Origin of the sequence: Rahnella sp. PD12R (genome assembly GCF_019200965.1) — a bacterium.
Taxonomy (GTDB): Bacteria; Pseudomonadota; Gammaproteobacteria; order Enterobacterales; family Enterobacteriaceae; genus Rahnella; species Rahnella laticis.
In genome coordinates, this window is the sequence record NZ_JAHTMS010000002.1 from 557,147 (window position 1) to 568,148 (window position 11,002).

The 11,002-nt window shown below is 50.2% G+C and carries 8 protein-coding genes; 5 read left to right on the plus strand and 3 right to left on the minus strand.

Annotation, left to right across the window (positions count from 1 at the left end; translation table 11 throughout):
* Window positions 1–133: 133 nt before the first annotated feature.
* From KWG64_RS06670 to KWG64_RS06690, 5 genes are all read left to right on the plus strand, one after another.
* On the plus strand, window positions 134–1,516 hold the full coding sequence (locus tag KWG64_RS06670; protein WP_195824401.1) for an MFS transporter: 1,383 nt from the start codon (window positions 134–136) through the stop codon (window positions 1,514–1,516).
* 336 nt (window positions 1,517–1,852) lie between these two features.
* Window positions 1,853–3,058: a nicotinate phosphoribosyltransferase gene (gene pncB / locus KWG64_RS06675; protein ID WP_218521332.1), complete on the plus strand. Its 1,206-nt coding sequence runs from the start codon at window positions 1,853–1,855 to the stop codon at window positions 3,056–3,058.
* Between the two features lie 287 nt (window positions 3,059–3,345).
* Window positions 3,346–4,746 carry an asparagine--tRNA ligase gene (gene asnS, locus KWG64_RS06680; RefSeq protein ID WP_195812783.1) on the plus strand — a complete coding sequence of 467 codons (1,401 nt, stop codon included), beginning with the start codon at window positions 3,346–3,348 and terminating at the stop codon, window positions 4,744–4,746.
* A gap of 300 nt (window positions 4,747–5,046) precedes the next feature.
* Window positions 5,047–6,198 carry a porin OmpC gene (ompC, locus tag KWG64_RS06685; RefSeq protein ID WP_305079890.1) on the plus strand — a complete coding sequence of 384 codons (1,152 nt, stop codon included), beginning with the start codon at window positions 5,047–5,049 and terminating at the stop codon, window positions 6,196–6,198.
* A 243-nt stretch (window positions 6,199–6,441) separates the two neighbouring features.
* Window positions 6,442–7,632, plus strand: coding sequence for an amino acid aminotransferase (locus KWG64_RS06690; RefSeq protein WP_218521333.1), 1,191 nt, complete (start codon window positions 6,442–6,444; stop codon window positions 7,630–7,632).
* A 79-nt stretch (window positions 7,633–7,711) separates the two neighbouring features.
* Here KWG64_RS06690 and KWG64_RS06695 read toward each other — a convergent pair whose 3' ends face one another.
* The 3 genes from KWG64_RS06695 to ldtD all read right to left on the minus strand — a co-directional run bounded on the left by KWG64_RS06695 (window position 7,712) and on the right by ldtD (window position 10,991).
* Window positions 7,712–8,359: an MBL fold metallo-hydrolase gene (locus KWG64_RS06695; protein ID WP_218521334.1), complete on the minus strand. Its 648-nt coding sequence runs from the start codon at window positions 8,357–8,359 to the stop codon at window positions 7,712–7,714.
* Between the two features lie 51 nt (window positions 8,360–8,410).
* The gene (locus KWG64_RS06700) at window positions 8,411–8,962 is read right to left on the minus strand and encodes a YcbK family protein (protein ID WP_195824981.1); all 552 of its coding nucleotides are present in this window, start codon (window positions 8,960–8,962) and stop codon (window positions 8,411–8,413) included.
* Between the two features lie 178 nt (window positions 8,963–9,140).
* Window positions 9,141–10,991, minus strand: a complete 1,851-nt coding sequence (gene ldtD / locus KWG64_RS06705; protein ID WP_218521335.1) for a L,D-transpeptidase — start codon at window positions 10,989–10,991, stop codon at window positions 9,141–9,143.
* Between the last annotated feature and the right edge of the window lie 11 nt (window positions 10,992–11,002).

Sequence of the window (11,002 nt, forward strand, 5' to 3'; positions counted from 1 at the left end):
TATGCTCTATTTTCTTCTTCGTTACATAAATTCAATATTTAAATCCAATCAGGAGTCATTAGCATGATCATGAATACGATGAATCACTGAGGCTAATAATAAGATGAGTCACACCTGCGCCCCGGAACTGGGGATGGAAAAACAAAAACCATTACATAACAATACATTATCAGCCAGAATTGACGCACTCCCCGCTTCCGCCGGGCTATGGCGTTTTATTATTTTGCTCTCGCTAGGTGGATTCTTCGAACTCTACGACCTTTTCCAGACGGGATACATTAGTTCTGGTTTGATCGCGGAAAACATATTTCATATTGGCAGCGCCGGTGTTTTCGGTATTTCCGATCAGGCCGCCTTCGCATCTTCGACATTTTTGGGCCTTTTTTTCGGCGCAAGCCTGCTGGCACCCAACGCTGACCGGTTTGGCCGCCGCATGACATTTATGTTTGCACTGGCGTGGTACGGCTGTTTTTCATTGTTGATGGCATTCCAGAACAGCGCGGAAGGGATCATTCTTTGCCGCTTTCTGGTCGGAATTGGCCTCGGTCTGGAACTGGTTACTATTGATACCTATCTGACCGAATGGGTTCCCAGTCATCTGCGAAGCCGCGCCTTTGCGTTCGCCTTCTTTATACAGTTCCTCTCGGTTCCGGCCGTCGCACTGATGTCCTGGTGGCTCGTTCCGCAGACTTTCTTCGGCCTCACGGGCTGGCGTTACGTGGTAATCGCCGGGGCGTTGTGTTCACTGATTATCTGGTTTGTGCGTAAAAACCTGCCTGAATCTGCCCGATGGCTGGCGCAACAGGGAAGGAATGAAGAGGCGCACAATGTTGTATCGGCGATGGAAAAGCGCTGCGGCGTGGCCGAAAGCCCGGCATATGTCGCGCCTGAACAGGCCAGCGCATTACCGCGAAAAGGCACATTCAGGGAAATTTGGTCATCTCAATACCGCAAACGTACGCTGATGCTGACGGTAATGAACTTTTTCCAGGCCATCGGTTTCTTTGGTTTTGGCAACTGGTTGCCCGCCCTGCTTTCCGGCAAAGGTACAACGGTCACCCACAGTTTGCTGTACGCCTTCTTTATTACACTGGCGTATCCGCTGGGTTCTCTGATTTGCAGCCGTTATGCCGATAAGATCGAAAACAAATGGCAAATCGTCCTTTCTTCCCTGATGACGGTAATTTTCGGCACCCTCTTCGCGTTTCAGACCCAACCGGTCATGCTGGTCATTTGTGGCTTCCTGATCACCTATTCCAACGCGTGGCTGACATTCAGCTATCACGCGTATCAGACCGAGGTATTTCCGACACACATCCGCGCCCGTGCGGTAGGTTTCTGTTATTCCTTCAGCCGTTTATCTACCGTTTTCAGCAGCATCCTGATTGGTATGATCCTTCAGTACGCTGGCACGCAGGGCGTAATTGCCTTCATCGTGGTCAGTATGCTGATTGTCATGCTGGTGATCGGAATTTTTGGCCCTAAGACGCGCGGGATCAATCTGGAAAACATCTGATCGTTTATTATCATGAACAGTTTCTGTGAAAGAAACTGACCTGAACCGGGGCTAAATGCCCCGGTTTTGTCCTTAACGGGTGTCAGGTTAATTAAATTTGTGTAATCATTTTGTGCTGTATTTTTTTTGGAAACCCCCATATTCCCGCATGCGGCCTGCCTTTGAGCACATTTAAGCCTCGACCACCGGCAGACAATTATGGTGTGATGAGGGTTCTTTGACAGGATATTACGGTATACTTCACAGACTTTGCTGTTTTATCCAAAACGTTTTTTTTACGGAACGGTTGTTTGTGTTCAAACACTCAGTTTCTGACGAGGATGCTGTAAGCGCGCTATGACTCCATACGCCTCCCCGATTTTGACTTCGCTGTTAGATACCGATGCCTACAAGCTTCATATGCAGCAAGCGGTTTACCATCGCTATCGCACTATTAACGTCGTGGCCGAGTTCCGTTGCCGTGGTGATGAACTGCTGGGCGAATACGCCAGCGAAATTCGTCAGCAGATCCAGATGATGAGTCAGCTGGCGCTGACCGACGACGAATTCACCTACCTTTCCGGGTTGCCCTTCTTCACGAAGGATTATCTGAACTGGCTGAAAACGTTCCGCTACAATCCTGAACATGTCACCGTCTCCGATCGCAACGGGCATTTGCACGTCCGCATCGAAGGGCCGTGGCGTGAAGTGATTATGTGGGAAGTGCCGCTGCTGGCTGTCATCAGTGAAGTTGTCCACCGTCAGCGCTCGCCGGATATTACCGCGCAAATGGCGGTCGATCAGCTGCGTAAGAATCTCGCCAGTTTCAAAGAACAGGCTGCCGACATTGACCTTTCCGCTTTCCGTCTGATGGATTTCGGCACGCGTCGCCGTTTCTCCGGTGAAGTTCAGGAAGCGATCGTCACCACGCTGAAAAAAGAATTCCCTTATCTGGTCGGCACCAGCAACTACGATTTAGCCCATAAATTGCAGCTGACGCCGGTTGGAACACAGGCGCACGAGTGGTTCCAGGCGCATCAGCAAATCAGCCCGGTTCTGGCGAACAGCCAGCGCGCGGCCTTACAAGCCTGGCTTGACGAATACCCCGATCAGCTGGGTGTTGCCCTCACGGACTGCATCACCATGGATGCTTTCCTGCGTGATTTCGGAACAAAATTCGCCAACGCGTATCAGGGCCTGCGTCATGATTCCGGAGATCCGGTTGAATGGGGTGAAAAAGCGATTGCACATTATCAGTCGCTCGGAATTGACCCCATGACCAAAACGTTGGTGTTTTCCGACAATCTTGACCTGGATAAAGCGCTGCATTTATACCGGCACTTCCATCAGCGGGTGAATCTGGTATTTGGTATCGGCACGCGTCTGACCTGTAATATCCCGCACGTCAAACCGCTGAACATCGTGATCAAACTGGTTCAGTGCAATGGCAAACCGGTAGCAAAACTTTCTGATAGCCCGGGAAAAACGATCTGCCAGGATAAAGCGTTTGTAAAAGCCTTGCGTAAGGCATTCGATCTGCCGCTGGTTAAGAAAGCATCTTAAGACATAAACACTGTGCCGGAAAATGAACGCCGGCACAGTGATGTATTTTCCCTCGTAATAATGCCTCGCATTCTCTTCCTTTATATAGATACGATTTAATTCGCTCGGCTTTCATTCGTTCGGTTAATAATTTCAGCCAATCCATCCTTCTGCCTGAGAATTCTTGGCAGACGATGACGATTTCTGCTTGTGTCCTGAGAAAGGCTAAGTAACATAGCAAAATCCCTTTTTACAGGGTGTCCATTATTTCTTAGCCAACATCTGTATATAAAGAAAGAGAGAAATCTATGAGCGTTGTGCCTGTAGTCGACGTACTGCAAGGCCGTGCTGCGGTTGACAGTGAAGTCACCGTACGCGGTTGGGTACGTACCCGGAGAGATTCTAAAGCTGGTATCTCATTCGTCGCCGTTTATGACGGCTCCTGCTTTAATCCATTACAGGCCGTCGTCAATAATTCTCTGCCCAATTATCAGGAAGACGTTCTGCGCCTGACGACCGGTTGCTCAGTTGAAGTGACGGGTACCGTTGTGGCTTCACCTGGCGAAGGCCAGAGTTTCGAGCTGCAGGCAACGGCCGTTAAAGTCGTGGGCTGGGTGGATGATCCTGATACTTATCCGATGGCGGCAAAACGCCACAGCATCGAATATTTACGTGAAGTAGCTCACCTGCGTCCGCGCACAAACCTGATTGGTGCGGTTGCCCGCGTGCGTAACACCCTGTCTCAGGCGATTCACCGTTTCTATCACGAAAACGGCTACTTCTGGGTATCAACTCCGCTGATCACTGCTTCTGATACTGAAGGCGCAGGCGAGATGTTCCGCGTTTCCACGCTGGATCTGCAAAACCTGCCGCGTACCGACAAAGGCGAAGTGGATTTCAGCGAAGACTTCTTCGGTAAAGAATCTTTCCTGACCGTTTCCGGCCAGCTTAACGGCGAAGCCTATGCTTGCGCGCTCTCCAAGGTTTACACCTTCGGCCCGACATTCCGTGCAGAAAACTCCAACACCAGCCGCCACCTCGCTGAGTTCTGGATGGTTGAACCTGAAATCGCTTTTGCAACGCTTGACGATATCGCGTCACTGGCTGAAAACATGCTGAAGTATGTTTTTCAGGCCGTTCTTAACGAACGTTCAGACGATATGGCCTTTTTTGCAGAACGCGTAGACAAAGATGCTGTTGCGCGCCTGGAGCGTTTTGTAACCTCCGATTTCGCGCAGGTGGATTACACCGATGCAGTAGAAATCCTAATGAATTGCGGCCAGAAATTCGAAAACCCGGTTTCATGGGGTGTGGATCTTTCATCAGAACACGAACGCTATCTTGCTGAGCAGCATTTTAAAGCGCCGGTCGTTGTGAAAAATTATCCTAAAGATATCAAATCTTTCTATATGCGCCTGAACGACGACGGCAAGACGGTTGCCGCGATGGATGTTCTGGCACCGGGCATTGGTGAGATTATCGGGGGTTCTCAGCGTGAGGAACGTCTGGATGTATTGGACGCGCGTATGGCTGAGATGGGACTTAAACAAGAAGATTATTGGTGGTATCGCGATCTTCGTCGTTACGGCACCGTGCCACACTCTGGCTTCGGGTTAGGTTTTGAGCGTTTAGTTGCTTATGTGACCGGCGTCCAAAACGTGCGTGATGTGATCCCGTTCCCGCGCACACCACGTAATGCAACCTTCTAATTAAGTAACGTATTTTTATTTTACAAAATTGCCACAATTCAAAGGCCAGCTTAGCTGGCCTTTGTCATTTTTAAAGATAGATCCCCGTCACAAAGTTCCGTAAAATTCACATTTTGAAATACAATTTTTCCCACTGAAACATATTTAGTAATTTAGTAGCATTTTCGCTATGGATTAAGCGAACCTCGGATGGAATAGTGCGTTCAGACACAGGAGACACCAAACTTTCATGAATAGTTCCGTAAAGAATTATTCACGGCAGTGGCAGGTGTCCGAATAAAACCAATGAGGGTAATAATAATGATGAAGCGCAACATTCTTGCAGTGGTAATCCCAGCTCTGTTAGTTGCTGGTGCAGCTAATGCAGCAGAAATCTATAACAAAGACGGCAACAAACTGGACCTGTACGGTAAAGTTGATGCACGCCACCAGTTCTCTGATGACACCGGCAGTGACGGTGACCAAACTTATGTTCGTTTCGGCTTCAAAGGCGAAACTCAAATTACTGACCAACTGACCGGGTACGGCCAGTGGGAATACAACGTTCAGGCTAACCATGCTGAAAGCGATGGCGACAAAGGTAACAAAACTCGTCTGGGCTTTGCAGGTCTGAAATTCGGTGATGCAGGTTCTTTCGACTATGGTCGTAACTACGGCGTAATTTACGACGTAATGTCCTACACTGACCAACTGCCAGTGTTCGGCGATGATACCATGTACCAGAATAACGACAACTTCATGGTTGGTCGTGCAAATGGTCTGGCTACTTACCGTAACAGCAACTTCTTCGGCCTGGTTGATGGCCTGAGCTTTGCTGTTCAGTATCAGGGTAAAAACGAGAACGATCGTAACGCTGAAACAACCGTTAATGGCATTACCTCTGTTCCACGTAGTTCTGCAATCAATCAGAACGGTGACGGCTGGGGTACTTCTGCCGCTTACGCAATCGGCAACTCCGGCGTGAGCATTACTGGCGCGTACTTCTCTTCAAACCGTACTAATACTCAGAAACTTGATGGTAATGGTGATAAAGCCTCTGCATACGCATTCGGTACTAAATACGATGCGAACAACCTTTACCTGGCAGCGTTCTACGGTGAATCTCTGAACACCACAGCTTATGCTGGTGATTCTTCACTCATCGCGAACAAAACTCAAAACTTCGAAGTTGTTGCGCAATACCAGTTCGACTTCGGCCTGCGTCCATCTATCGCATACTTGCAATCTAAAGGTAAGGACCTGACTGGTCTGTCTGGCAATGGCGCTACCTATGCTGGCGGCGATGCTGACCTGGTCAAATATATTGAAGTGGGTACCTACTACTACTTCAACAAAAACATGTCTACCTATGTTGACTATAAAATCAACCTGTTGGATGACACTGATTACACCAAAGCAGCTGGTGTGAGCACTGACAACGTTGTTGGTGTTGGTCTGCAATACCAGTTCTAATATCGCTTAACGATGCGCTTTCGGGCGCATCAAAGTGGATATCAAGGCAGGGCTTCGGCTCTGTCTTTTGCTTTTTTAGCATTTGCCTGAAAAGGGCTTTGCCACCCTATCTCATAAATTATTTTAATCTCGTACGCTTTCTCACAACTCTGCTTTCTTTTTCCCGCAAACGGTTGGCAAAAAGAGGCTCCGGCGTTACCCTGATGCCCTCTTTCGTAATATCAGGCTATGGAAATTTCCAACATGTTTGAAAAAATCACTGCAGCACCCGCCGACCCGATTCTGGGTCTTTCCGATCTTTTCCGCGCGGACGACCGCTCAAATAAAATCAATCTGGGGATTGGTGTTTATAAAGATGAAACCGGTAAAACGCCGGTTCTCGCCAGTGTGAAGAAAGCCGAACAATTCTTGTTGGAAAATGAAACGACAAAAACCTATCTGAGCATCGACGGGTTACCTGATTTCGCACGCTGCACGCAGGAATTGCTGTTTGGCAAAAACAGCGCTGTGATTGCCGACAAACGTGCCCGCACCGCACAAACCCCGGGCGGTACCGGCGCATTGCGTATTGCTGCCGATTTTATCGCCACTCAGACCAGCGCCAGACGCGTGTGGGTCAGCAACCCAAGCTGGCCAAACCATAAAGGCGTTTTCTCAGCTTCCGGTCTGGAAGTGGCAGAATACAATTATTACGACGCCGCCAATCACAGCCTCGACTTTGACGGCATGTTGAAAAGCCTGAGCGAAGCACAAGCTGGCGACGTGGTGTTATTCCATGGCTGCTGCCACAACCCGACGGGCATTGATCCGACGGCAGAACAGTGGGCTCAGCTGGCGGAATTGTCTGTCGCCAAAGGCTGGTTGCCGCTGTTTGATTTCGCTTATCAGGGTTTTGCTAAAGGTCTGGAAGAAGACGCCGCCGGGCTGCGTCTGTTTGTGGCGAATCACAAAGAATTGCTGGTCGCGAGTTCTTACTCGAAAAACTTCGGGTTATACAATGAGCGCGTGGGTGCCTGTACTCTGGTGACGGCTGATGCTGAAACCGCAGACCGCGCATTCAGCCAGGTGAAATCCGTTATCCGTGCAAACTACTCCAACCCGCCCGCACACGGCGCAGCCGTTGTTGCCACTATTCTGGGTAACGAAGCACTCCGCACGCTGTGGGAGCAGGAGCTGAGCGATATGCGTCAGCGTATTCACCGCATGCGTCAGCTGTTTGTGAGCACGTTGCAGGAAAAAGGCGCGCAGCAGGATTTCAGCTTCATCATCAATCAGAACGGGATGTTCTCATTCAGCGGCCTGACCAAAGATCAGGTGCTGCGTCTGCGTGAAGAATTCGGCGTTTACGCGGTGAACTCTGGCCGTATCAACGTGGCCGGTATTACGCTCGAAAATATGGCGCCGTTGTGTGAAGCCATTGTCGCCGTGCTGTAAGAATTCGACGTTCTGAATTCCATTAAAAAGCCCGTCAGGAAACTGACGGGCTTTTTGTATTCTGTTAGCCAAAAAACGTTTACCAGACCGGCATTTCATCCTGCAGGAAGGGGTTGGTTTTACGTTCATAGCCAAAATCGGACATAGGTCCGTGACCCGGAATAAAGACGATATCATCACCCAACGGCAATAATTTTGTTTTGATAGAGTGAATCAGCGCCTGATGATCCCCGCGCGGGAAATCACTGCGCCCTACTCCGCCTTTAAAAATCACATCACCGGAAATCGCCAGACGCGCTTTATCATTGATAAAAACAATGTGTCCCGGCGTATGTCCCGGGCAATGCAGCACAGAGAGTATTTCTTCGCCCACGCTCACGGTATCCCCTTCTTCCAGCCAGGTGTCTGGCGTCAGCGGGTCACAATGATCAAGGCCGAACATCTGGCTTTGCGTTGGCAACGCATCGAGCAGGAACTGATCTTCCTTTTGTGGCCCGATGATCGGCACCTGATAATGGGCAGCCAGTTCAGCTGCGGCGCCGACGTGATCAAGATGGCCGTGTGTCAGCAAAACTTGCGTAACCAGCACACCTTTGTCGGAAACTTCGCGGATAATTTTTGCTGCTTCTCCGCCCGGATCGACAAGCGCGGCCTGATTCGTTTTCGTACACCAAATCAGTGAGCAATTCTGGCTGAACGCCGTGACAGTAATAAGATGGAATTTCATAGGGCTCCACAAAATGGCCTGTCCGTTTGGGCAGGCCATTAATTACGCACTCTACCAGGTTCGTGCTGGCCCGGTATCAATGTGCACAAAGTTACTTCGTGGATAATATCCTACACCACCCATCCGCATTTTTAATGCTGCTTTGCGGATATTGCTCAGTTCGATGCCCTGAATATGGAAATCCATGGCCTGCCCGAGCGTGTGGTAGCTATGTTTTGCTACGCCGCTCCCCGGTTCACGCATGCTGTTATTGGTCGCCAGAGAACGGTAGCCGGAAATTAACTGAACCGGTTTATTCGTTCCGCCGAGCATAACCTGCAAACGATAGAGGTGATCGAAAAGCGCGGGATCGATGCTTTTTACTTTTTCCGCACGATAGTCCCTGAACAGATGATTCAACCGGGCCAACTCATCCTTGTTATAACGCTTTCCATCAAAAAACTCAGTTTTGAGGGTTTCGCCGGTATTCAGATTGTTAACCACTAAAATACGCGGACGAGGTGTGGAAAGAGTGGCGAATGCACGACCCGGAAGCAATGCAATCCCCATAGCGGCACTGCCTAATGCCAGCCATTTACGGCGATGTTTGTCGATTTCATTCATGAACAGTTTACTATCCGGTAAGAGAGTCAAAAATAAGCCCCATTCGGAACCGTTTTGAACCTTAACCGCCAAATTTCCGCGAGTCAAGGGACCCTGCAAAGCAAAACGAGCGTGCCAGTGGCTCACGCTCGTTGTCGGGCCAAGTATTCAGACCCTTATCAGATTAGTTTTACTGCATTTATTGGAGCAATATTTCAGCCTGAGGCAAAATTTGTGCACCTGATCGCACAGTCGCATCGTAATTGTAAATATCTGTACGGAATTGCGGCTTACCGTCGTCAGCCACCCAGGCCGTCAGATAGAACAGTTTTACCGGTATGTGATGACGGATCGCTACATACGTCGTATTACCGCCCTGAAGCGCTGAAGAAATTCGGGTATCGTTCCAGCCCGCATCCTGTAACAACATATTGGCCAGTTCCGACGCTTTGTTTACGCGAACGCACCCTGAACTCAGCGCACGAATGTCTTTGCTGAACAGGTTGTGGTTAGGCGTATCATGCAGATAAATAGCATCTGAGCTCGGCATATTGAATTTATACCGGCCAAGGGAATTGCTCGCGCCCGGTGCCTGACGAATGCGATACGGGAAATGACCTGGCGAAACCATAGCCCAGTCAATCATCGCCGGATCAATCACTTCCGCATCATTACTCCAGCCGGACAACACCTGGTAACCGTGCTGCTGGAAGTACGATGGGTTATTCATGGCCTTAGGCACAATGTCTTCACGCACTAAAGTTGTTGGCACGTTCCACGGCGGATTGACCACAACGTTATTCAGCGCGCTGCTCATTAACGGCGTTTTGCGGCTCGGACGCCCGACAATGACCCGCGAGGATAAAACCTCGCTACCGTTGAGATAATACGTAAGCTGATAGTTGGGAATATTCACCATAATGCCCGTATTAACATTGCCCGGAAGAATACGTAAACGTTGAATGTTTAGCGCCAGCAATGTGGCACGCAATTGCGGAGATGCATTCAGCCACTGGCGCGTACGTCCGCCAATAATGCCGTCAGCTTCCAGCCCCTGCCATTTCTGAAAGCGCTTAACGGCTTCGACCAGATCCGGCGTGTACTGATTATTCGACACAGCAACCGGCGCGGCCGGAGCAGGTGTATCACCAGCCTGAACCGTCGGCAACACATCCTGAACCGAAGTCGCAGAAGGACTGACCGCCGGTGTCGCTGGTTGCGCTTTGTCGGCGGCCTCATCGACAGACAAATCGTCATTCGCGGCACTTCCCGGTACGTTAGGCGCAATAGTTTCATCGGTCGGTTTCGGCGATTTAGCCTCTGCCGGGGACGCCACCATCATGCCCGTTCGGGTCAGGATTTCACGCAGCGCAGGCACGTCATCGCTGATTTGGTCGGGACGCAAACTCGCCGCGCCGTTCATCACGGGCCACGGACGATTGTCTGCCAGCATCAGCTTCAGGGCATCGTGCATTTTGGCGTAATAAGGATGCTGTGGCGTCAGCGTTGACAGATACCGCGCCGTGTCACCCTGACGTACAGCCAGTTGCCACTGGTTAATGACCGTCAGCGGCGGCGTAGTCATTTTGTATGGCACGTTGCTGTAAAGCCATTTGTCACCATTGGCTTCGACGCTGCTGGTAAATTGCAAATACCCCAGCATTGCATCGGACAACACAACATCGCGCGCCATTCCCTTGACCTCAGGATCCGTCAGCCATTTAACCCATTGCGTAAACTGCGGCTGAATGCCTGAAATCGCCAGCTCAGCTAATTGCTGCTGGAAAATCTGGATGGATCCCCTGTCATTCCACATCGGCTCCATATGGTTGGCAGCGTAAAGTGAGGACAAAGATGATAGATACAGCGGACGAATGCCGCGCGGCGCCAGTTCGGCCTGCAACTGACTCATGCTCTGAACGCTGGATAGCGTAGTTTTTCCTACCGGCATAGTGGGTACTGCGGCCCAGGCAGAAAACCATGGCGACAGACCGCTTGCCAGCAGACAGCTGGCGACTAAAAACCTGAGAGACCTTTGATTCATTAACATTTTCCCTTGCC